Annotated in this window: 16 protein-coding genes, 1 other RNA gene and 2 pseudogenes; 2 read left to right on the forward strand and 17 right to left on the reverse strand. The window is 42.2% G+C overall.

Annotation, left to right across the window (positions count from 1 at the left end; all coding sequences use genetic code 11):
* Positions 1–109: 109 nt before the first annotated feature.
* From DXA54_RS14915 to DXA54_RS14935, 5 genes and pseudogenes are all read right to left on the reverse strand, one after another.
* Entirely contained in the window at positions 110–2,434 is a 2,325-nt protein-coding gene (locus DXA54_RS14915) for a glycoside hydrolase family 20 protein (RefSeq protein WP_042994254.1), read from the reverse strand.
* An 18-nt stretch (positions 2,435–2,452) separates the two neighbouring features.
* Positions 2,453–4,036, reverse strand: coding sequence for a sulfatase (locus DXA54_RS14920; RefSeq protein WP_120079887.1), 1,584 nt, complete (start codon positions 4,034–4,036; stop codon positions 2,453–2,455).
* A gap of 202 nt (positions 4,037–4,238) precedes the next feature.
* Entirely contained in the window at positions 4,239–6,083 is a 1,845-nt protein-coding gene (locus DXA54_RS14925) for a DUF5006 domain-containing protein (RefSeq protein WP_004304362.1), read from the reverse strand.
* 45 nt (positions 6,084–6,128) lie between these two features.
* Positions 6,129–7,973, reverse strand: coding sequence for a RagB/SusD family nutrient uptake outer membrane protein (locus DXA54_RS14930; RefSeq protein ID WP_008999845.1), 1,845 nt, complete (start codon positions 7,971–7,973; stop codon positions 6,129–6,131).
* Between the two features lie 18 nt (positions 7,974–7,991).
* Positions 7,992–10,919, reverse strand: a pseudogene (locus tag DXA54_RS14935) (SusC/RagA family TonB-linked outer membrane protein); the annotation flags it as partial.
* Positions 10,920–11,135: 216 nt separating this feature from the next.
* Here DXA54_RS14935 and ssrA point away from each other — a divergent pair.
* Positions 11,136–11,533, forward strand: a transfer-messenger RNA (tmRNA) gene (ssrA, locus tag DXA54_RS14940).
* A gap of 104 nt (positions 11,534–11,637) precedes the next feature.
* Here the strand turns inward: ssrA and DXA54_RS14945 are convergent.
* From DXA54_RS14945 to DXA54_RS14985, 8 genes are all read right to left on the reverse strand, one after another.
* Entirely contained in the window at positions 11,638–13,530 is a 1,893-nt protein-coding gene (locus DXA54_RS14945) for a WG repeat-containing protein (protein ID WP_118696427.1), read from the reverse strand.
* 18 nt (positions 13,531–13,548) lie between these two features.
* A complete protein-coding gene (locus DXA54_RS14950; RefSeq protein WP_118696428.1) occupies positions 13,549–14,163 on the reverse strand; it encodes a hypothetical protein in 615 nt (204 codons plus the stop codon).
* 37 nt (positions 14,164–14,200) lie between these two features.
* Complete coding sequence (locus DXA54_RS14955; RefSeq protein WP_061448087.1) at positions 14,201–14,380, reverse strand: hypothetical protein; 180 nt, start codon at positions 14,378–14,380, stop codon at positions 14,201–14,203.
* 27 nt (positions 14,381–14,407) lie between these two features.
* Positions 14,408–15,532, reverse strand: coding sequence for a GIY-YIG nuclease family protein (locus DXA54_RS14960; RefSeq protein ID WP_155162712.1), 1,125 nt, complete (start codon positions 15,530–15,532; stop codon positions 14,408–14,410).
* A gap of 338 nt (positions 15,533–15,870) precedes the next feature.
* Positions 15,871–17,217, reverse strand: coding sequence for a MobV family relaxase (mobV, locus tag DXA54_RS14970; RefSeq protein ID WP_118696430.1), 1,347 nt, complete (start codon positions 17,215–17,217; stop codon positions 15,871–15,873).
* A gap of 184 nt (positions 17,218–17,401) precedes the next feature.
* Positions 17,402–18,370 (reverse strand): toprim domain-containing protein, encoded by a 969-nt coding sequence (locus DXA54_RS14975; RefSeq protein ID WP_120079890.1) that lies wholly within the window; start codon positions 18,368–18,370, stop codon positions 17,402–17,404.
* Positions 18,371–18,572: 202 nt separating this feature from the next.
* The gene (locus DXA54_RS14980; protein ID WP_061448091.1) at positions 18,573–19,643 is read right to left on the reverse strand and encodes an AAA family ATPase; all 1,071 of its coding nucleotides are present in this window, start codon (positions 19,641–19,643) and stop codon (positions 18,573–18,575) included.
* A gap of 11 nt (positions 19,644–19,654) precedes the next feature.
* On the reverse strand, positions 19,655–19,963 hold the full coding sequence (locus tag DXA54_RS14985; RefSeq protein WP_081023409.1) for a DUF3853 family protein: 309 nt from the start codon (positions 19,961–19,963) through the stop codon (positions 19,655–19,657).
* Positions 19,964–19,969: 6 nt separating this feature from the next.
* Between DXA54_RS14985 and DXA54_RS28230 the strand changes: the two genes are divergently transcribed.
* Entirely contained in the window at positions 19,970–20,146 is a 177-nt protein-coding gene (locus DXA54_RS28230) for a hypothetical protein (protein WP_165863252.1), read from the forward strand.
* A 38-nt stretch (positions 20,147–20,184) separates the two neighbouring features.
* Here the strand turns inward: DXA54_RS28230 and DXA54_RS14990 are convergent, their stop codons facing one another.
* From DXA54_RS14990 to DXA54_RS15005, 4 genes and pseudogenes are all read right to left on the reverse strand, one after another.
* Complete coding sequence (locus tag DXA54_RS14990; RefSeq protein WP_057250942.1) at positions 20,185–21,213, reverse strand: hypothetical protein; 1,029 nt, start codon at positions 21,211–21,213, stop codon at positions 20,185–20,187.
* 2 nt (positions 21,214–21,215) lie between these two features.
* Complete coding sequence (locus DXA54_RS14995; protein WP_118696431.1) at positions 21,216–22,508, reverse strand: site-specific integrase; 1,293 nt, start codon at positions 22,506–22,508, stop codon at positions 21,216–21,218.
* Between the two features lie 163 nt (positions 22,509–22,671).
* Positions 22,672–23,064: pseudogene (locus DXA54_RS15000) on the reverse strand (carboxypeptidase-like regulatory domain-containing protein); the annotation flags it as partial.
* 31 nt (positions 23,065–23,095) lie between these two features.
* Positions 23,096–24,736: a glycosyl hydrolase family 18 protein gene (locus DXA54_RS15005; RefSeq protein WP_120079892.1), complete on the reverse strand. Its 1,641-nt coding sequence runs from the start codon at positions 24,734–24,736 to the stop codon at positions 23,096–23,098.
* Positions 24,737–25,003 lie beyond the last annotated feature (267 nt).

Raw genomic sequence — 25,003 nt, forward strand, 5'->3', positions numbered from 1 at the left:
ATTTTATATACTCATCATTCTAAAAACCGTGAAATTCGTGTAATCTGTCTCTAATAATATAAGATTATTCTGCAAGAGCACTTAATTGCTGTTTTTAACTATTTGATTACTATTCTATAATCACTTCATCAAAATAGACTCTCGCTTCCTGACCGGGACGGACATGCTCGTCGGGACATATCCCCGCACCTTCCGCCGTCACTCGGACATAACGGGCAGATACTCCGCCCATATCTATCGAATAGTCATTTCTAAAAGTTCCTTCCAGATAGATTTCTTCCGGAGAGAAGTTCAATTCTCCCATAGTATGGTAGGTTCGATTGTCATCGGAAACTTCTACGCGAATCATCTTCGGTTTATGTGCTCCCATTCCATAATTCGTAATGCAACCGATGGCAAATTTATTCAAAATCTCCCGCCCCTGCAAATCTATCGTGAAAGATATAGAATCATTTTGATTCCAGTTACACCATTCAAAATCAGTATATTTCAGGCTTCCCCGCAATCCGTTGACTAATAACATTTCGTTCTTCTTATTGCCAAGCAAAGGTTTTGCCGTAGCTTTGTTCCATGTGAGTTGCAACTCTAAAGTTTCTCCCATTTGCTTGCCGTTCATAAAGGTAGCGGCTTTCACCATTTGTGTCTTCGTCACACGGATAGGTCCGTCGTAACGATGAGAAGACATTGCCGGATTACTTCCGTTCAGTGTATAATGAATCTCTACATCCGGGCGGATACATTCCAAATTCACTTCCAAATGTCCGTCCACTGATGTCACCGTCTGTTGTATGTTATACATTGAACGGGCATAGACAATTCCTTTTTCCGCAATATGCGCGTTGTATGCGTCCATCCGCTTCAAGAATCCAGACCAGTCCTTCGTTCCTGCGGGCGTCCATGCCACTTCTGCTAAAGCGGCCAGGCGGGGAAACAAAAGATAATCCACATCTTCGGGTTTATTACAGAACTCTGTCCACATACAAGCCTGTACTCCCATTAACAAAGACTCATATTCCGGTTTCCAATCCTTCTGTACAGGTTCGTAATCGAAAACATCTTTCAGGGTATTGTTGCCAAAATAGGTTACCGGTTCAAACCATTGCGGTCCCTGATAACGAATCAAGTATAAGACACGCGCCGGAGTCATGATAAAACGATGTCCCTTTTCGGCAGCTTTCAGAGCAGCCGTACCCATTCCCTGCCAGCCTAGGATAATAGATTCTTCAGGAAGAAAAGAGCTGTTTGTCAACTCATCCCAGCCAATCACTTCACGACCTTTCTTACGCAGATAATCACTGATACGTTTCATGAAGTAACCCTGCAAATCTTCTTCATTGGCCAAACGCTGTTTTTTCATCCGTTTTTGGCAAAGCGGGCATTTCTCCCAGTTTGTCTTTCGCGCCTCATCTCCACCAACATGAATATAGCGAGAAGGGAAAAGCTCTAGAATTTCGTCAAAAACATCTTGCAAGAATGTAAATACGCTATCATTTCCCGCACAGTAGATAATCTCGGAATTTCGTCCTCCCAGTCCGGGAAGTACACCGACAAAGTCTTTCACAACCGGACAGGCAAGCTGGGGATAAGCAGCTAGAGCAGAGTTACTGTGCGCCGGTACATCTATTTCGGGAATGACTTCTATCTGTCTGTCGGCTGCATAAGCTACAATTTCCCGGATGTCCTCCTGCGTGTAGAAACCGCCTATCGGAGTAGGTTCTCCCCGTTCCGGGTTGCGACGTGAGTGGAAAGGCACATCTGTACGGTCTACTCTCCACGCTCCTATTTCCGTCAAACGGGGGTATTTCTTTATTTCAATCCGCCAGCCGTTATCGTCTGTCAGATGAAAATGAAGTTTGTTTATTTTCAGCATCGCCATACAGTCAATGATTCGCAGTACATTCTTTTTAGGGATAAAACAACGTACCGGATCCAACAGTAATCCGCGGAAACCGAAACGGGGTTCATCCTGAACCGTCATTGCCGGAACTCTCCAATCGACATTCCGGACCGGTTGTTCCGATTCTATGGCAGCCGGCAGAAGTTGGCGGATAGATTGCAGGGCATAGAAAAAGCCTTTTGTATCCGAAGCTTTAATGAGTATCTGTTCCGGCGTAATCTCCAGTAAGTAGGCTTCACTTTTTAAAGAAGAATCCGTCACAAAACGGACTTGTCCCTCTTCACGCCCGACATTCAAAGCAGGAGTTATTCCGGCAGCACGAGTAAACAAGTCAATAAAATTGCGAGCAATCACGGCTTGTTCCTGACTTTCTACCGCAAACACCGTTTGGGCTGAAAAGGTGAAGTTACCACGGCCCGGCACAATCTGTGTCGGGCGTGGTACTATTGAAATTAAAGGGGATGTTAAGTTATCAGCCTGCAAAAACGCTGTCAGTGGCGAAAGCAGTATGAGAATGATTAAGATGTATTTTTTCATGGCGTATGTACATTGGTATTATTCCTTGTCTCTCTCCGGTGAGAAGCGGACAGGATCATTGTATTGCTCCTGAAGTTTCAGCATTTCTTCTTTTAGTTCTTTCACTACCGGTTCATATTCAGATTGTCCGTAGAGGTTGTGCATTTCCGACGGGTCTGCCTGCAGGTCGTAGAGTTCCCACCAGTTAATGTCATTATAGAAATGAACCAGTTTATAGCGTTCCGTACGTACACCATAATGACGTTTCACCATGTGTTCAGCGGGATATTCGTAGAAATGATAGTAGAGAGCCTTCCGCCAATCTTTCGGATGTTCGCCTTTCAGCAAGGGGACGAGGGATACACCTTGTATGTCTGAAGGAATCTCTGCTCCTGCCAATTCGAGGAAGGTAGGTGCATAATCGATGTTCTGAACCATTTCGGTGATGTCGCCCCTACGGTCGAATCCTTTCGGCAGACGCATGATGAGTGGTGTACGCATGGATTCTTCGTACATGAAACGTTTGTCGAACCAACCGTGTTCGCCCATGTAGAATCCTTGGTCGGAAGTATAGACAACAAGTGTGTTATCCAGTAATCCCTTCTCTTTCAGGTAGTCGAGTACACGACCAACATTGTCGTCCAGCGACTTCACCGTCTTCATATAATCGCGCATATAACGCTGGAATTTCCAGTTGGCTAGTTCCTTGCCTTGCAGGTTCTGTTTATAGAAATCGTCTATTATTGGGGTGTAGAATTTGTCCCATGCAGCACGTTGTGCTTCATCCATACGACCAATATATTTCTCATATAAGGATTTCAGACGGGTATTTTTGTCGGGACGAAGCATTTTGAGGTCATAAATCATGTCCATGTCTTTCATAATACTCATCTCTTGTGCGGCAGCGGCAGGGCGTCCTTCGTAATTGTCAAAGAAATTGTCCGGTAGCGGGAAGGTTTTATCTTCGTACAAAGCCAGGTTGCAAGTATCTGCCAACCAATTACGGTGAATAGCCTTATGGTGAATCAAAAGACAGAAAGGTTTCTCCGGATTGCGTTTGTTTTCTATCCAGTCAATGGCATCGTCAGTGATAAGGTTCGTGATATATCCATGTTTTTGGATAGTGTCATTGTTCTGTGTGATGAAATCCGGATTGTAGTAGTCGCCTTGTCCGGGGACAATCTGCCAGTAATCAAAACCGGAAGGCAAACTTTCAAGATGCCATTTACCTACCAGTGCTGTCTGATAACCGATTTTCTGCAACAGCTTCGGAAAAGTCTGTTGCGAACTGTCGAATACGCAAGTGGTATTATCATAGAATTTATTAGCACAACTATGTTTACCCGTTATCATGCAGGCACGACTGGGACCGCTTAATGAATTGGCTACAAAACTTTGAGTAAAGCGTACACCATCGGCAGCAATACGATCGAGATTGGGTGTTTCCATGTAGCGTGTGTCATAACAGCTCATCATCTGAGCTGTGTGATCGTCTGTCATGATATAGACGATATTCAAAGGCTTCTGTTCCGCAGGTTTCTGTTTGCTTGAACAGGAAGCAAGAGAAGCTACGGCAGCTACTCCTACCAAAGGAAAGAATAAGTTTGGTTGCAGTTTTTCCATAAATACTAATTTGTATAAGATTGTGTCAGCAAAGATAGAGGACAGCCATCTATTTAACTTCCACAAATTACCATTTAATTTCCAATAATCTCCATTTCTGCATAATTGACTAATAAATAGCCGGAAGCATATCGCCTTCTAACGATAGCTTCCGGCATAAAATTCATTTCACACTATTGAAAGCTAATTGAAAGAGATAGCATTAATAAAATAACTGATTAGCCCAGACTTTTTCAGCATCAGTCTGTACATAATTCTTATTTGTATAGATACGAATCCAATCAATTTCCATTCGAGGCGTATTATCATCCGTTTCACAATTGGCAATACTTTTCAGTACATTATCCCAACCTTCAGGCGCTTTACCAGCAGCCCGTTCCGAGCTTTCAGCCAATCTCATAAAGAAGTAGAGACCGGCACTGCCACCAGCAGCAGTAGCAGGATCAGGATTAGCAGTAGCAGGAGTTCCAGCCTTGTCGAATGGCCACCTGTCAGGAGATTGTGTACGATTCACAGTCAGATTGGTTGCTCCATTAATTCCTAAATTGATTATATTTTCATCCACAAGTTCCACCCAATATATATTCCATTCATTCGCTTGAGGTATTGCTACACTCTTTGAACCTATCTCATTATCAACAGTTACAGCCTGAGTAATTACAGAACCTTGAGTGTTCTTGAGAATATCGATCTCATCTTTCGTGTTCGGAAGGGAATTTTTCTGATTTTTAAGTCCGATTGTCGGAACAAAACCAGTCCGTATTCCTCTCAAACGCGCCTTCACTTCAATTCTCATACCAGGAAAGAACCGAGTATGTTGTGGGGCAAAAATACCACCAAATTTAGAACATTGCAATGCGGCGACACCGTAATCCTTGGTAGCAGTCATGGCACCAGTCCCCTGAACATTTTTATCCACCCACATATTTAAAATACCTTCATTGGTTATATTTGTACATTTTGCATTATTCACAGCTTGTATTTTCTGTGACGGTGCATCATTAATATCAGAAAAGGCCCAAGAAATACGATGTCCGAAAGCATTAGGGGTATTATTTCCGCCACTAAAACTATTATTAATATAATGGAACTCTATCGCATTGCATAATACCCAATCTTTATCTTTCAAAGCTGAAGTGGGATGAGCGCTATTCTTATTCATAGCTATTTTATCTCCCGTAAACCAACTTTCAATTGCAGTTTTATTTTTATCAGACATAAACGGCCTATCCGGGAATTCATACACCTTCGTTATATCAAACAGATTAGGATCTCCCATAGATTCCAAATCAGTCATAGTTATAGTCAGAGTAGAATTTATCATCGGATTCGCTGGAGAATCACTCTCCAGATTCAATACCAGTTGCAAATCCCCTGTCATTTCAAAATCCTGTTTAATAGTCACAGCATCACTTTTTGCCGAAGTTCTTCCTGCAGGAATTGTTAATGTAGAAGGTAAATTTTCATACCTATCTCCTTCCCCTTCTTTCGGAGTAATTTTCATATTAAGAGGTACGGAACTTGGTTTTTCAATCTTTGCAACTAATACAAACTTACCACCTTCCATTACTACATTCTCCGCATTGTTCTCCAATGATGCCATTATCCGATAATAATCGGAAACCTTAATTACCTGACTGGAGCCTTCCATCTTATAACCACGGGCAAAAGCCGTAAAGTTTATAGCAGTACTACCCGTCAGTCCGGATGCCTTTATCGGAAAATCCACCTGAATCTGTTTCTCCCCCTTCGGAAAAGTAACGATTCCATTGAACTGTTCGAATACATTCGAAGCATCCTCCGTTCCGGCTTTCGCCGTAAAGTAAATATCAAAATCTTCATTTGCTACAACCTCCTTGCCATCAGCATCCGGTTCCACATTAATATTCACTTTCAAGTGTTCTCCCATCGCAAATGCGTTGTCATTGATGCTCATCGTTAATGGCACGATTTCCGGCAGAGGGCGGTATTTCGTTTCTTCCTCACACCCAGTCAACCCCATGGTCAACAAGCATATCGGAAATATTTTATATAATATGTTCTTCATATCTTTATCTATCTAATTATCATAAATGAATTTTATTCAGTTCCCTTACTTAGTCGGCCATCCCGGATTCTGATTCAGCTCATGGTCCATCTGGATTTCATCCGGTGGTATGGGTAACAAGTAATCACGATCTTCATTAAACTTGTAGCCTTCAGGCAAGTACTCTTTCAACGGATCCATCCATCCTTCATTATCTGTCAGTACATGATTCAGTCCTTCTTTCCGCAATGTAGGCGAAAAGCTCAGATAAAGTACACCGTCTTTGCCCAGATAAGCTCCACGTCCGCGTCCTTCCACACCTTTCAACGTTCCGGCTACCCTCCAACGCATCAGGTCATCCAAACGAAAACCTTGCAGAGATAGCTCTGAGCGTCTTTCCCGACGTACCTCCTGCACTGCCGGCGGCAGGCCTTGGAAAGGGAAGTGAGGATCAGCCGCCGGAGTAACATAGGCCACACCGGCTCTTTGACGCAATGGCTTTAATGTTTTCTCTGCCACGCCATCGTTATACAGCCCCAATTCGGCGGCAGCTTCAGCATAACAAAGCAATCCTTCGGCATAGCGGAACATGACATGAGCCGTTTCACAATTGCCGGTTACATAGGTCGTATCAATGCCAAGGCGAGTATGGAACCCGGTCACGTTCTTGTAAATACCATCCCCATTCAAGCGCGGAGATGAAATATCTTTATTCTTTTCCTTTTGTTCTTCTTCGGTACCTGTCTCGTCATACGCTCTCACATTCATCAAGCTATTAGATTTGAACTTACAACCGGTATGCATCACCATGGCCAAAAGTCTTCCGTCACGATCTTTAAATACCTCATTAAAGTCCTTATACTTTTCATCGGTTGGGTCAACCGGCGTACCATCCACATTCAGAAAGTTATCCACCAAAGACTTGGATAGTCCCGAAGGCTTCACATTATCTGTTACTCCACCGCTAAGCTGTTGAGTAACGGTATTGAACACGCCATCAGCTATTGAATATTTTTTCCAAAAAGTCACTTCGCTAATGTTGGAAAGATCGTTTGAATTGAATAGCTCCGAAAAAGCGTCATCTATATTGGTAGCTTTCGGATTGGTTGCTGTCATATGCAAAGTCAGTCCGACCGGGAACAAATATTGATCTCCCCAGTTCATCACTTCCTTAAAAAACTCTTCAGAGTTATCTTCCGTTGCAAAATCAGTTCCTTTGTGATACTTCTCCCACGAACCTTCGTACAAAGCAACTCGCATAGCCAGAATCATGGCCGTTTCTCTGTTGACACGCAATCCACTGTATTTACTGCGGGAATGTAAATTAGCACGAGCCTCCGGTATCAACCCAATAGCCGCTTTCAAATCGTTCAGGATGAAACGGGCTGCATCCGCACGTTTTGTCGCCGGAATTTGCAAACCGCCCAACGTAGCATTGCCATCCCAGAAGTCATCCATAATGGGAATATTACCAAAACGTGTGAGCAGATAGAAGTGCCAATAAGCACGGAAGAAATACGCTTCCCCTCTCAATGAAAGCACTTCGTCCGTCTCGTCCACTTCGGAAACTGCGTAATAATGAAAAAAGTAATTCACCATACGCAAGTTTTTATAGCCTTTATTCCAATCGTCAGAGCCACTGAATTGATTATTCTCTCCATTCAGGCGCATATCATACTTTTCCGAAAGGATATTGTCACTGTTCACCTCTTCTCCTCTGACACCAATACCATATTGAGCCGGAGCCGGTAGAGAAGTATACAAATTATTTATATAGCTTTCTACATTCTCTCTAGTTTTCAAGAAATCTTCATTGTTAGGCTGCGTATAGGGTTTACGGTCCAAATAGTCGGAACACGCCGACAACAGTAAGCCTGCAAAAACAGTCAGGATAATTATTTTATTTTTCATGATAGCGTTCCTCTTTAATTAAAATGTAAAATCAAGTCCAAACACGAAATTACGGTTCATCGGATACACCTTTCCGTTACCATTCTGATTTTGAGCCGAGGTAAGTCCCGGAGCAGCCGCATTACTTCCGCCTGCCCACGCGTTCACCTGATTAAGGGTTTCCGGATCAAACTGATTCGGCAGTTTACTGATGGTAAACAGGTTATCGCATGTAAAGTATACTTTCAGGTTACTTAGTCCAATATTCTTCAACAATTGAGGCTTAAAAGTATAGGATACTGTCAAGTTCTTCATACGCATATATGCCGCATTCAGCATATAGCGGGTAGTATTGTATCCCGTATTGGCATTCGTTGTCTGGGCATCGGTCGTCAGTCGAGGTAGATATCCATTGGGATTCTCGGGACTGAAATAATCGAGATGCTCCTTGAACCATTCTTTACCACCGAATAGGTAAGTACTGGCGGCCATCGGGAAATCTCTCTTGGCAACTCCTTGCAGCAAAGTGGATATTTCAAATCCCTTATATCCTACGTTTAGATTGATACCGAAACTGTATTTGGGAGTAGCATTACCGATAATTTTCAAATCACCATGGTCGGCCAATGTACCCTTACCCGGATCCACTTTACCGTCACCGTCGGAATCAATGTATTTCAAGTCGCCTCGTTGCCACTTGTCACCGGACTTAAAGAAACTAAGATCTACTTGTCTGAGGTATGCATCCACTTCACGATTGGACAAAAAGAGATCATTCGCTTCATATCCCCAAATCTCACCAACGTCCATTCCTTCATAATATCCTTTATTAGTTGCCAAACCGGTATGATTGTTGTATATCAACCCCTCCGGATTATTATATTTGGTGACAACAGCTTTGTAATTGAATACATTGAATCCTATGCCATAGCTAAAACCACATTTCAACTGGTCCTGCCAGTTTACAGACAATTCCCAACCACGATTGCGTAAAGTAGCGTTATTGACCTTCGCACGGTCATCCGTACTAATACCTCCGAGATTCGGAATAGCTTCAGCAGGTCCAATCATGTCGCGCGTGGTACGCTGATAAATATCGGCAGTAATAGACAGTCGGTTATCCAACAACATCAAGTCGATACCTAAGTTGGCATTATCCACCTTCTCCCACGTAATATACGAACTGATCATCTTAGGCGTAGTGGCTAAAGTTCCTTTTTGAGGAGTAGCTTGCACACCGGGCAACAGCCAAGCATTGGGTGAATCGGAGGTCAAACTCTGAATCCCAAGGTAATCGTAGAGTCCCGCTCCGTTCTGATTACCCAAGCGACCGTAAGAAACACGTACTTTCAATTGAGAAACCGGCAGATTCAAAGCTTTGAAATAGTCGGTACGAGAAATGTCATAACCGGCTGAGAAAGAAGGGAACAATCCCCAGCGATTTCCCGGAGCAAAACGGGAAGAACCGTCATAACGTCCACTGAATTCCAGAAAATAAATCTCCTTGTAATTCCAATTCAGTTTAGCGTACATACCCATTGTAGCCCAATGCGTCCGGTCTTCACCTGCCAATACTTGCCCGTTAGCATTCACAAAAGAGAATATATCACTAGTCAGCAATCCGTCTTTATAAGTATAACCATTCGAATTTTCTTGCAGTTCCATCTGGAAACCCGCCATCGCCTTAAAGAAGTGGTCGCCCCAAGCATGTGTGTAGGATGACGATACGTTTGGAGACAGGTAGTAGTTGAAAGTATTACCGCGTGTATAAGAGCCCCAATTAGAGTTTTTCCAGTTCATGCCCGGATATTGATACCCCTGCTTGGTTCCCTTACTTATATCCAACGTTCCGTCAGGCTTTTCAGCAGTGGGATATCCGCGTTTGAAGTCATTGTTTTCCACATCGAAGCGTACTTTCATTTCACCTACAATATCCCAACCTTCCAGCGGAGTAATCGTAGTGGCAAACGACATCGCATCAGAAATTCTGTTCTGCACATAATGCGATTGTTTCAGATAACGGTATTCGGAATTGTCATTATATTCCGACTTTACAGGAAGATGGGTAGGAGAATTCGGAAAGCTGCTTCCGATAGTTCCATAAAAAATGGTCTGGTTAGCCATCGGACGCTTCAGTATATTCAGCGAAAGGTTATTATTGAAATTAAACTTCAACCATTTATTGGCTCGGATCTGAAACTTCGAGTTTACATTGTACTTACTCAAGTTATCGTCTACTTGATCCAGTAATCCTTCCTGGTAAATATATCCCAAACCTACGTAATAATTAAATTTATCAGAACCTCCCGTTACGCTCAGATTATGAGAATGACGGATGGAAGCTTTTTTAAAGTAGTAATCATACCAGTCGGTATTGGCATACACAGCATCTTTAGAACCTGCCCAACCGGTACCGTCCGCATTAGGTCCTATGCCCGGGAACTTTTCCGAATAAGGATTCTCCATAAAGCCCTGCATCTTTTCGATGAGCGCATCAGGAATCGAGTGTTTTACTCCATCGTTATCATCTCGTTCGTTCAGATAATTGGCAAATTCAATAGAATTCATCATTTGGGGCATATTAATAGGAGAACTGAATCCTACAGTACCACTGTATGATATACGTGTTTTTTCCTTTTTACCACTTTTGGTAGTGACGATAACCACACCATAGGCGGCACGTGCACCATAAACGGCAGCAGCAGAAGCATCTTTCAAAACACTGATGGTTTCAATGTCGGCAGGATTCACATTCTGCAAACTTTGCTCCACTCCGTCTACCAATACATAAGGTTCGCCTCCATTGATAGAACCGATACCACGAATATTGAATTTAATTTCGGCACCGGTCTCACCGCCTACCCCATTAGCAACCGCATCAGAAGAGAAGTTTAAACCGGCTACATTACCCTGAAGGGCACTCGTGAGGTCAGTAACCGGACGGTTGACAATAGCATCGGAACCTACAGCTCCACAATAGATGTTGATTATTAGGTAGTTATGAATAATACACCCTAATTTACACCCGGTTTAATGTGGCAGATGTTTATTTATCATTCTTTATATTGAATGATAGTCTATTTCTTAAATAAATTAACAGTATGATATTTTCTAATATACAAAGATACTAATCTATGGATTTGTTTAAGTAATAAAGAAACGTTATCTTTGCAAAATCATTTTGGGCTTGACTGGAATTGACAGCGAGTTGGAATGGTATGTAAGCATGCAGTGCGTGGTTGATTGGCGCTATAATCCCAGTTTTCAAAAATTTATCTGGCAACGAAAATTATGCTCTCGCTGCTTAATCGAAGTATAGTAGATTAGCTTTATTTCCGCCAAAGTGGTAGAAACGAGATGTCACTCAAAAGCTCTTGTTCCGAAGCGTTTGATAAAGTGGCACAGTAAAATCGGGAATAGTTTGAGTTTTTCCTCGTAACTCTTACGAAACTTTAGAGGATAAGGCATAAGTTGGTGGCTTTGGTCTTGCTTATGTTCGAAAATTTTAGGCAAAGATAAGCATGTAGAAAGCATATGGTTTCCTCGTTTGGACGGGAGTTCGATTCTCCCCAGGTCCACAATACTTAGATAATTATTTTTTATGTATAAAAGTATCCCCGTACAGAATTTGATGTTCTGTACGGGAATATTTTTAAGTGTTCGATTATACATGAATGTTTCTTAACTATTTCTCTGTTATCGCTTTAGACATTAGAAAGAACGAATTCTCTCCTTCATAATAAACAATATCATAACAAGCATCTTCAGAACGATAAAGGTTTTCATCTTCCCTTTTTAATCCCAAAGTTTCTGTAAGATATTGTGGTATAGCATCAAATAATCTTTGAGGATTATCACCTATCGGTGAAGCACTCGCATTAATCTCTACTTTAATCACAATTGCACATTTACATTTATAAAGAATGCCAACGGAATATGTTGCAAAAACCTGATTTATGCCCCAATCTCTGTTATGCAAGTCAACCATCCCATTTGCTGGCATTTGTTTTATATTGTATAAATCCATGATTCTTGAAATAGTTTGACCCATTTTTAAACTATCAATGCCATCGGATGTTAATTTATCAAATATTGACGCCAATGTTTTCTTTTCATCTATATAATTGGTTACAACTCCCCAAGCATCATAATCAGACATGGAATGAGGTGCTATTAAAGAAGACCAAAAGGGTGAATAACTGGGAGCATCTGTAAATGGGGGAACTGAAATTTTGTAATAAGAGTTGTTGTCTATCGGATTCCCTTTTTTGTCAGCAAAGTAATATTTCTCATTTTCTGCCATTATGGCATATTGGGATAATGGGTAAAAACATGAAACGTTTTCTATTTTATTTTTAATTTCACCTTTAGAGTTTATTGCATATACATTCATATATTGATTGTCCCATTCATCTCTTAAATTGGCAATTGTATCAGCAACATATATCCAATCGTCTATAATACCTAAAGCTCGCGAATATTTAGGCTCTCCGATACTTTCTCCTTCTATGTTAAGTTGTCCCCATAATCCAGTTTTACTGTCTTGAAATAAGGCAACATTGTCAATGAAAGGTGAAATACTGTAAATGTTAGAGGGGAATCTCTGTGCTTTTTCGCCTTTTTCATTGAGTAAGAAGTTTTCTATTAAACAATATCCGTTTTCAAAAAAGGTGTATGAATATTGTTGGTACCCATTGGAACTGGCTTCAAATAATTCTTTTCCATTGGGGTCGATAACTAACCATTTGTCAGCTTCTTTGTTATATACAATAGCTTTTCCTTCATGGAAAGGGAAAGCGTTATCATAAATAGGTTCTATCACAACATTGCCTTGTGGATCTATATATCCGCATTTACGATTTTCTAACCGAAACCAAGCACGTTGCTCCGTAAAGAACGGAGATACACATAAGAATTCTTTCCCCTGATACGGAAGCAAATAAAAAGCAGTTTCTCCCGTTTCTGTTAGATAGTGAATACGTTCATCCGCAGAAACAACAGGAATTATTCCTTCGCTACATATGCCTCCTTGCTTATAACCTTTTGGAGTTCCTATCAATTTAGGAGTTGGAGTTGCGGAATAGTAAAGATATTGATTTGTATCATAATCCTGAATTCTAAACACTCCATTTACTGCATAAGACGGTCTTTTATCAAATTTGTTTTCAAACAAGATGTTTCCATTAACTCCAACCATGCCCCATTTCCCATGTTTTTCTTTTTGGAAAGCTACATGGGTCACTTCAGGGAAATCGGTATTTGACTTAAAAGAACAACTCGAAAGCATACCCATAAATATCACAAGCGATAAAAGCAAAGGACGAAAATACCAATTGATTGTTTTAGGTTTCCTTTCAGTATGAACATAGGGAATTTTGTCCAATGAATTTTCAGTATCCAAATCTCGCAGAACTTTTCGAATGGGTAACCCCTCCCTATTATCTTTATTGAAAATGCCATTCTTTATAAAAAGAGGCATAAACTCTTTTGCAAGGATCATTCCGCCGCTTTGAGGATGTTTCGCAAAATAATCTCGCAACACACTGTTGATACTTGAAATACGTTCATTTTTCTTCATAATACGTCATATTATAAGTTATTCGGAATATGTCTTTCCATTAATTGTCACATTTGTTATGCCACTTGTATCTTTGCCTGCCATAGCTGCACCTTTCTTTACCGACTGAATGAGAAGAGGTCCCAGTTGTTCCAAAGCTTTGTGGAATCTTTCTTCTGTTTGTTTCCTCTTTTGAGAAGGGCTGAGGTAATCGTTGCAATCTAATACTTTACCGTTTTTATCGAGGGTAAAAGTTTTTTCTAAGAATGAACTAGTTCCATTCTTTTCATCTATTGTATATGCAACAGCGAAGGCTACAAATGCGCTATCACCATTTCCTATAAATTCGAGTTCATCAAAAATACCTCGTGTATCTAATAGCTTGACGCATCCTGGTATTGAATCTTTTTTATATGTATTATCCATTTGCCATACCTCAACAGGAATACTTGTCTTTTTTTCTGCCAAAATCCATTCCATTATTTTGTAACTTTCTCCTTCTTTCAAACTATCCTCAATGGAATGGATTACGTATTGTTTACCCCATTCTATGATTTGTTCATCGGAAGCGTTTGCAAATAGTACATCCTTCTGTGATGGTGAACAACCAAGATAAAACATCAAAATGAAAATAGAAGTAATAATTTTTTTCATAATGCTATATTATTTAAGTTAGAATTAAATTTTTTGATTAATCCATAAAAGGAGAAACGATTAGACCTATTAAAATTACTATACAAAGTAGAATGATAATGATGATTGGGATCATCAGGCAACCGCCACATCCTTGTAGAAACTCCGCTTTACCTTTTGCAAACTCTATTTGGGCTTTCTCATATTCAGAAAGTCTTTCAGCATTTTGCTTCTTCATAATTTCATTGTTTGTTCATTGTTTATATCAATAACCATTAATGACTTCATTCATGTCATCTATAACTTTTATAACATTCCCGTCAGAATCCAATACAAAAAGTTTCTCTTCCACCACGTAACCGCCATAACTGTTTTTAGCCCTATATTTATGAAGAGCAAAATAAGTATTATTGTCTTTATTATATATACCAAAGGCTTCCCAACTTATTCCTTCATAACTGTCAGGGTCTTTAAGATAATGCCGTTTAAGATAGACCCTTACTCCTGCCATAGCTTTTGTTTGAGATGGTCCTTTGTTGCTCCCGTAGTTTTCGATTCTATTGTTACCCTTTGAAGAAGTGCTGTATTCTCTACTTGAAATATTGAAAATTATAACCACAACAAGAAAAATCAATACCGCTATCCATTGTCGGCGTTCTTTATTTTTTTTATTTTGTATGTAGATGGGATTTTGAATAATACAACCACAAGAAAGGCATTTAATGTACTCCTCATTTTTTAACCCTTCATCAATTGTTAGATTTATACCACAATTGCTGCATTGCATTTGTTGTGGATAAGCATTTAGTTTTAATTGGTTATTTGGTATTGGGGCCTGTTTCGCTGAAGTGCATGAACGAAGCGCAGAAAGCTCCTTGCGGAAATCAAGATTAGTTTTATTGAAATTTCCTTGCAAGTTAAGAGGGGGATTATATGTGCGAATCAATTCTTTTTCAACATTTGCATAATCATTATTTGCATAATAAAAAAGTAGCAGGTTGTCTTTCATCCATTCGGTCAGTGTACGCTCGTCAAATTCATCAAATGTAGTTTTTCCGTTTTGGGGAGAGTTAATGTCTCTTGGAATTAGTTTGAATCCCAATAAACATCCTAATGATTTACGGATTGTGGAATTTCCGGCAGTGCCAGTGAAATGTTGTTTATAGTCACGAATACGCAGACTTTTACTGCTTTTGCCTACATACACGACATTGTATTTTTCTTTTTTGTGCTGAAAAGAGGTTAGTATGGGAGTAGTGGAAATTTGCACTTTTATGGGCAATGAGGACGTACTACGTAATACTATGATATAGTTACCGGGCTTATCAGGTAAGACTGAAGCTCTCGTTTTTTGAGGGTCAAATAAAGAAAATTCATCTTGTGAAATCATGTTGTTGGTTTCATATATAGCCGCCTGAGACCCCACTAAGCAGAGTTATATAAAAAGAAGCGTGGGTCTGCATGCCACGTCTTAGATGAAGGTCGTAGGAAAATACCTTGAGTACAGATATGGATATAGCAGCCCACGCCTATAGCGTGAGAACCACTATGCTATCCTTGTACTCTTTGAAAATTTCCTACGTTTTCATCTACAAGATAAGCATAACGCTTCTAAAAATTCTAATATGTCTTGGAAAGAGCATACTCAATCCAATGCAAAAATATGAAAAACAGCCGAATAAATGAAACCAAAGCTTCTTATTTTTTTATTTTATTACATATTACGTTTTACAATCTCAATCCTCTTTTCGGCTTATTCTCTTCTTTTGAGGTGTTGCTTACACTCAGTTTTTCTTTGAGTTCCTGAAACTTCATTCTGAACCATTCAAGTATTGGCATTCCGTCAATGCACAGCTGGAACTTTCCTTTCTCCTGTGGATTTCTCTCTACGCTTGCCGTTGAGTGCTCCGTCCTGAACTTTTCCTTGTGCTCCTTTGAATAGAGCCTGCCCTTGAACCCTACGGGCTGCAGGCTGACGATTTGCCTTGTCAGTTCCTCGGTGAACCCCACTTCCCTGCATTGTTCAGCTATGGGCAGCAGTTCCGTTACGATAGGGAAATAGGTGTCTATCTGTTTCAGCCTATTGTCGTATTCCTTGATTTTTTGCTGGTAGCTCTGATCTATCCTGATTATCTCACTGTTGTGGCGGTGCTCCATGTTCTTCTGTTCCCTCTGTTCGGCTTGTACTTGTCTTTGCAGATTGGCTGTGTCCCGCTTCAAATTTTCGTTCTCCGCCTCCAGCCTTTTGACCTTGCTGCCGCCCAAAAGAGAACTCACCCCGTCCGCTATGGCTGTGGTGGCGTTTACCGCTGCGTTCTTCATTTTTTGCGTGTTGATTTCCCCCTTGACCTTTTTCAGTTTCTTCTGTGCTTCCTCTTCCAGCCCCAGCAGGGTTTCTATGTTCTCCTGCAGGCTGTCCTGTCGTTCCACCAGTTCCTTGTAATATTGCGAGGTCGGTATATGTTTTGCCAACGAACCGTCCACGCCTCTCTGCAAGCCGTACTTGTTCATGGCTTGGGCATAGGTGTCCTGATAGTGTTTCAGTTTGTGCCTTGCCATGACGTCATCAGCGCACAGCCGTACATCCTGCGGGCTCTTCTTTCTGTACTTTTTCTTCCCGTTCTGCTCATCTTGTTTGGCTTTCCTGCGTTCTCCCGTCACTATCGGTACGATAGTGGCGTGTATGTGCGGTGTCTTCTCGTCCATATGCAGGACTGCCGATACGAGGTTCCGCTCCCCGTATGTTTCCCGGAGCCATTTCAGGTTGTCGTTGCACCAGCCGTCCAGCCTCCCGTCCGCTTCCATTTGCTTCATGTCCTTGTTGCTTCCGGTGAGCAGTACCCGGATTGCCCTTACTTGGTTGGTGCCCACCTTGCGTCTGATGCCTGCCGTCTCTATCCGGTGTGCTATCGCCTGCGTACGATTCTTCACTCCTTCGGGGAACTGCACCAGTTCCCGGTTCAGGTGCGTGCGCATTCTGTCCGCGTTCTTCGGGTGGACGGTGCGCTCTATGTGTGTGGACATTGCGCCGTCCGCACCCTTTGCCTTTTCCAAATGCAAAACTGCATATCCCATAACTGTAACACATTTTTTCGGTTAATACTTCCCCCTGCCTTGTTTCCATGCCGCATGGCTTCGGGGTTTCAAAAGGGGCGGCGTCCCTTTTGCTCATTGGGGCTTTTTTAGCAATGCGTGCATTGCGTGAAGAAAAAGCCCTAATGAGCTATGGCTTTTTCAAAGCCTTCCGGTGGCTGTACGGTTACATCCTGATACCTTTGTTTTTCTTTTTCGGTTGCTCTGCCTGCCGTTGTCCTTTCTCCGGCTCCGGTTTCTGCTGCTGATGTTCGGATTGTCCGTTTTGCTTACCCCGCAGGAAGTCGTTTAGGTCGTTGTAGCCTCCGTATATGTGCGATGCGTCCCGGATGCGCAGCCCGTATTCCTCCCGCAGTTCTTGAACGGCTTCCATTCCCGTCTTGTCGTTGTCAAGGAAGCAATGGATGCACCCATAATCGCCCAAAGGTCGGATTGCTTTGGAAAGGTTGGAAGTCGAGTTCAGCACGATGTAGTCCTGACCGTCAAGTTCGGGACGGTCAGGACACCTTTCCAGCCGCAAGGTGAGGAAGGAAAGGTAGTCCATGAAGCCCTCGAAGAGGTAGCAGGATTCCTTCGGCTGTTCCTGCTGTATGTGGGTGATGTCCTTCGGTGCTATGCAGCCTTTGAAGAGCTTGTTACGTATCTCGTAGCCTCCCGAACGGTTGGGGAAGCCGACGGCAAAGTAGGGTTTGCCGTCGGTCAGATAGCGCACCTCCCTGCATTCTCTTTTTGCTAGTTCCGTATTTATTCCCCTCTGCCGCAGATAGGACAATAGGGCGGGGGAAGAAAGCGGCACCACCTCCAACTGCCGGAAACTCGGTTTAGAGAGTGGTTGCCCGCCAAAAGAGAAGGAGACCGGGCGCACGCTGGGTGTCTGCTCCGCTATCCGTTCCAAGAGGTAGGGTAGGCTGTCGGACGCGTAGAGCTCCCGCGCCAGTGCGATGATATTGCCACCCTTACCCGCGCCAAAATCATACCATAGGTTGCGTTCGGTGTTCACCTTGAAGGACGGTTCTTGTTCGTCCCTGAACGGTGACTTGTACCATAGGCTGTTTCCCTGCCGTCTTACCGGGTTGTAGCCCAAACTGTGCAGATATTCCTCTATGCGTATCCGCTTCGCTTCATTCGTATTCATGTGGGTTTCTGTTTAAGTGGATATTGTTTTTTCTTTTCGCCCGTACATGTCTGCGGTACGGTCTGTATATATCCGCTTCACTTCACCATATATATATATCCCGGTTGAAGTGAAGCGGTTTTACCGCATTCCGAAACGCTTCACTTCACTTTGCTGTATATATATACTGCGGTTGAAGCGAAGCGGTTTCCGGTCTGCGCTGCTAATAGTGGAAGTCCGGCTTGAAGGTGTATTTCCTGCCATTCTCCTGCACTATCATACGCTTGTTTTTCAATACGGTGATGAGGTCACGCAGTCTGTGGTCGCTGAGTCTGACACCCACAGAGGCGTAGGCTTCCCGCAAAGCCCCTTCGAGTTCCTTGTAGCCGTATTCGTCTTTCAGGGTGTACGCCGCTTCCAGCGCGATGCGGTGCTGCCGTTCGGTGATGTCCCTATACGGGTCGAACTTTCCCCTGTTTCCTTTTTCAGTGTCTTTGTCATTGAACTGATAGCCGTCCAGTAGTTCGGGCAGTGCCTCCTCATTGATACGGAATGCGAACGGTTCGAAATCCACCGCCCTGATATGTGCGGTTTTGACCGTACTTATATCGGGATTCTTGCTGTCCTTCTCCACTTGCAGCACCGTTTCCGCCTTGTTGCTGAGTTCGGTTCCGATGTGTCCCCTTGCGTTCTCGTCCCCCTTGTTCTGGTGCAGGATAGTATGGATGTGGATATTCCTTTCACCCGTCCATGTCATCAGCAGGGAGATAACTCTTGTGGACTCGCCGGAACTGTTGATGTCGTACACCATGTCACGTATTCCGTCAATGATTACCAGCCCGACATTTTCGGTTCGGTAGATTGCCTCCCTCACGATTGCTATGCGCTCTTCGGGCGTGTATTTCCTTAGGACGAGGAATTCAAGGTCTTCATGGTTTCTGTCTGTGGGCAGTCCCGCCATGCGCAATATCCGCTTTGCCACTTTTGCGCAGTGGTAGGTACTCTGCTCGGTGTCCACATAGAGTATTTTCCGCTTGTTCTCGGGCAGTTCCGCCGTATAGTTCAGTACCGTCCCGTTTTTCAGCGCAGCCGCCACGATTGCGGAGACGTTGAACGTCTTCTTGCTCTTGGCTTTTCCGATTGACGCGCTGAAGTTTCCCAGCGTGCCGATGACGGAGCCCCGCACTTTCAGGATTTCGGGTGCCTGCTCGTAGTCTTCCGAAAGGTCAAGCCGCGAGACGTGCCATAGGATTACCGCCTCTTCGGGTGTGATGTTCCTTTCCTTGTTTTCCATGCCGCACCTCCCTATCCGCGTCCCCCGCTTTTGCGTCCTGCCAGTTCCAGCGCCATGTCCGCATCGACGATGATTTTACGCCCTATCTGCGTAATGGCTCTGTTTATCCTTCCGCTTTTCTTGATGCGGTTTGCTGTGGGTATGCTGCATCCGAACAGCCGGGCTATGCCGCCTATCCCGTACACATACTTTTTTCCCTTGTCGGCTGCGGGCTGGGCTGGCTTCGTTTCGCTTCCCTGCAAGGCGTGCCGGTTCAGGAATATGAACTCTTCGCCCGTCATCTGCCATACGGGCTTTGATAAAAGGTCTCTAATTTCCATATCAGAATGAAATTAACGTTTGTACTGCAAGCCCTGCGCATGGGCTTTTTACCTCGTTCGAACAGTGCAAAGTTAGTCCCGGGTATGGGTGGTAAGGATGTGGATAGCGTGATTGGAATATCACGCTATCTTATTAAATATCAGCAAGTAATAAAAAGTGGTAGAAATTATTTTGAGTGGTAAAAGTGGTTGTGTCGTGGAATGTCGTTGCATATCGCCGACTATCGGAATATTGACCGCATTTCCTTGGCGAATTCCTGATTGCTGTCACTGGGAAAATCGGAAACGGGCTCTTTGTATTTTGACTTGTAGTATGTATCGTCTATTCCCAGCAGGTTCATGATGTCCTCTTTCCATTTCTCTTTGTCTGGCTTGGGCAGCATTTCACCCATAAGGAAAATGAGATAGCATACACGCGCCTTCTCCCTCGGTCTTATTTTCAGTCTGCCTTCGTATGGTTGCAGGTTCATGTTGGCGTAGAAGTCCAGTTCGGAAACGGCTTCGAACTGTTCGCCGTTGCATTTCTCGTAAATGGCTGACAGCAGCCGCATGGGGAAATAGGCGGGCGGACTTGCCGGGGTGGTACTGGATGAGGGAATTTCCTTTTCTTCCCCTTCCTTTTGCTTTGGGTTGGTCAGGTATTTTTCAAGGATAGCCAATAGTGAGCCGCCCAGCCTGCAAATGTCCCCGCAACGGTTTTTCAGGCATAGCAGAGCTTCCCGCCTTGCTTGCCCCTTCTGTTCGTAGAGTGCGTCCAACTTGCCTTTTTCCTTGTCGTATTCCCGCTTGCACCGTTCGTACCTTCTTTCCAACAGTTCTTCTTCCTGACGGTCGTGTTTCCTGAAACTTACCGCTTCTAAAGAGCCGTTGGCTTCCATGAGTTCCCGGTAATATCCGTTTGTGACTTTCATCTGTCTGTCAATACCCCAGTCAAAACGGCTTTCATGCTGTCGGCAGACATATTCGGTATTGAGACGGTCAAAAAACTCCCTGCAGGTGTTGTAAGTCGAGATGTTGCTTTCAATCTCACGTTTCAGGCTGTTCAGCAATATGGAGAAGTGCGCGGCGTCCATTTCAAGCATGAGGCTGATAAGTGCCGCCTCAAAGGTCTGCGTGTCCCCGTACTCTCTGTAAAAATCGGAAATGAATTGTTGCTTCTCAAAAGAGAAACTGCCTCCGGACATTATTTCGGTGTATATCTTGTTGAGTTTCCCGTAGCGGGGTATCATTGATGTTATTCTTTCTTCCATAGTTATATCAGATTAAATTTAGTCATGGCATTGATTTTAATCTCATCTGCTATATCAATATAGGGCTTCATCGCTTTGTAATCGCTGTGTCCCGTCCATTTCATTACTACTTGTACTGGAATCCCAAGTGCCAAAGCATTACAAATAAATGTTCGTCTTCCGGTGTGGGTACTTAACAATGCGTATTTAGGTGTAACTTCGTCTATTCGTTCATTTCCTCTATAATATGTTTCTCGTATTGGTTCATCTATTTCTGCCAGTTGTCCCAGTTCTTTTAAAAATTCGTTCATCCTTTGATTGCTTACAACTGGCAATGCCTTGTCATTAGGGAACGGCACATCTTTGTACTTTTCGAGTATTGCCTTGCTGTGGTCATTTAATTCAATAATAAGACTGTCTGTTGTCTTTATGGTAATAACCTCGATGTGACCGTTTTTAACGTCACTACGTTTCAAATTATACACATCGGAGTGACGTAATCCAGTGAAACAGCAAAATAGCAATACATCCCTTACTCTTTCAAGGTATTTCTTTGTTGGTGGTATTGGGCAGGTTCTTAGTTTATTTATTTCATTTTGGGTGAGGAATATCACTTTTTTGGGTGCACTCTTCATTTTAGGCGTGAATTTATCATAAGCCATGTTTTGGTGATACCCTTTTCGATTACTCCAACGTAAGAACCATTTTACGAACTTGATTTGTTTGGCAATGGAAGTGTTGCGCATGTTTTTTTCTGCACGTAAAAATTCTATATAGTCATTGAAATGTTTTTCCGTCCAACTGTCAAACGTAGTATTAGGGTCAAATGTGTAAATGTGTTTTTTGACTGTTGCAAACTTTTTGAGGGTTGAGGAAGACCAGTCATTTTGTTTGCTACATTCTGCTACAAATTCATTGAAAACTTTCATGAAATCCAATTCAACCTTCTGCTTTTCTTCATGGCTTTCCTTTTTTTCCCCTTTTGTCTTTAGGTTGAACGCTTCCTTAATTTGTGCAGGGGTGGGTGTTACATCTTGCACCTCGAATTCTTTGAACACATTCTGTATTTCGGTGTATTGCCGCAATAGTTCTGCGTTGATTTCGGATGCACTTTGCTTTAGTTTGTTGGTACAACCGTTTCTAACCCGTTGCTTGTCTGTGTCCCATTTTTCTACATCAATTCTATATCCCGTTGTAAATTCGATACGCTGACTGGCAAAGATAACACGCATACGGATTGGCACATTCTTTGTAACTGGAATACCGTCTTTTTTGCGGCTTTCTGGTGCAAAAATGATATTTCTTTTAATATTCATAATTGGGTGTGTTTGAAAATGACACCCAAAAATACACCCCAAAAATGAGATATACAATAATATTAAGAGATATTTAGATTAATGAAAGAAAGAGATAAATAACTGATTACATGATATTTGATATTCTGTGAAATTTTATAAAAAGGTTCGAGAGACACCCTCCAGTAGCCACCGCCGCCGTAATGGTGCTTCGTTTCTGTTTATCCATACCTACTACTACCACTTCATCCAATACTTTTGTATCCTCTTTTAACGTAAATCGGTTGCCTTCTGCTTTTGTCACCTTTATTTCAAGGGGAGTAAAACCGACATAAGAAATAACCAATGTGTTACCTACTTTCCCTTTCACGGAAAAGTTACCGTCAATGTCAGTCAGCGTCCCATCTTTAGAACCTTTCACCATCACTGTGGCGCCGATAATGGTTTCACCTTTATCATCTACCACTTGTCCTTTTATCATTTGTTGCTGTGCCAACGCACTCAAAGGAAAGGATAGCAGGAGTATCAGAAACAGAATCAAAAATTTCTGTACTCGCATGAACTTCTTTTTTTCCATAATATTGTATTTGATTAATTTAGATTCTCTTTTATTCCGTCGGATTCGCATAATATTCAAACTCTTCTTTTATGGCCTTCAACAAAGACTTATTATTGGTTACGTCAATATCCGTTGCCAAATCCCAACTCATAATACCTGCAAAGCCTTCTTCACACACATATCTCGCTTTCTTGCGAATCGTTTCTACACTGTTGAAAGTATATGTATTTCCTTTATATGTATATGTATCCTCAATCGTAGTAGCCAGACCGTCATTCACGAAATCATAATAGGCAGCAATCAGACTACCCGTAGAACCATAGAAAGGGACTCCCATCACTAGTTTATTCTTAGGAATTCCATATGTTATAGCCATTTCTCCATCTTTTACAAATTGCTCATAAGGAAAACGCATCACTGCAGGGCCATAACATTGATAAGAGATAAAATCCAGTGCATCAATAGCTTCCGGAGATATTTTAAAAGAAACCGGATGCAAAGACGCAGTGAAGTAAACATACTTTCCTAATGTAGAACGCATTTGGATAACTGTTGCACTATAATTATTAAATTCATTCGTATTTGTAGGCCATTCAAAATCAAAATCAACTCCATCAAAATCATATTGTTCGATAATCTTCTTCACCTCGGAAGCAAATCTTGTGCGAGCAGTGGCATCAGCCATCATCTTTTTCCATTCTCCACCGGCAATGCCCAAGCGCAATCTTCTATCTCCCTGTTGTCCCTGTAAAGCGGTACGTATATTATTCAAACGCCCCAGCCAGGAATGTGAATCCTTGCCAGGTTTCGTGGCATCATCGTATTTCCAGTAAGCAAGTATTTTGGAATTATTCCAATTGTCAAAGGTGATAGGATTTCTACCTGATGTACCTACTGCCAGACTGCTTACAAAAGTTTCATCTAAATAACCTTTAAATTTATCTCCAATCAAAAAATCAGTACGTGTATTAGGTACTTCATTAGGGAGAGCACCTACAAAACTTATTGCAGTATTGTTTGTATCCACATAAAGTTTCGCCGTTCCCTGTTCATAAGTCAGCCCAATATAGTGCCAGCCTGTTGCCAGATCAGGAGTGGTAACGGTTGCAACCGAACTTCCAATAGACAGTTTCAAACTATTAGCTGTCGCACCCATTTGAAAAGCAATGATCGTGGAGTTTCCATCCATTTTCTTAAAGAGAAAAGCTCCGTCCACCCATTCACTTATATATATATAGGTACCAAAGGTGAATTTATTAAAGGCCCCATCAGCAGAGTGAAGTAATCCATCACCGCCATTCATAAAACTTGTTCCTTCAAATTTAACCACTCCATTACGACCTTGAAAAGTGCCTGTATGAGATACGTTTGTCATCGTCGCATCATTCAACGGCAATTCAAAAGCTACCTCACCATTTGCATAAGGACGCGCTGCCAAATAAATCAAATCCGTACAAGCACCCATACTGGCTGCCGAAATACGGTTTATTTCAAAAAAATCCCCCCGAATGTAAGAGCAATTAATGAATGATTTTACAGTAGGATCATCCGGTTCTTCCGGTTCACCAGGTTTTCCTGTGATTGCACCTTCAGGAGGAGTACCAGTTGGAACGTCTACCCATTTTGTGTCTTTACAAGCTGTCAACGTTCCAAAAAGGAAGAGACAAAGAAATAGGAATTTGTTTCTCATAAATTTAATAATTAAGATTAGCTTTATTTAATAATTGTGCTGTCCCTTTTGACAATCACGATCACAAATGTAGGCTATATTAAAGGCAAAGAATGTTCTATTTTAGCTACGATTCTTCCAAATTTGTCTAAAATCGTCCATTTCATCGATATATCTAAACATCATAGACATTGTTGGACATCTTACGAATCAAAAAAAGAAAGCGGAAGTATTCATTCCTGAATATTCCCGCCTCTTTTATATTTTATCCTAATATAACTACAACAA

This window comes from Bacteroides sp. OF03-11BH, assembly GCF_003604005.1.
In the GTDB taxonomy this organism is placed as follows: Bacteria; Bacteroidota; Bacteroidia; order Bacteroidales; family Bacteroidaceae; genus Bacteroides; species Bacteroides ovatus.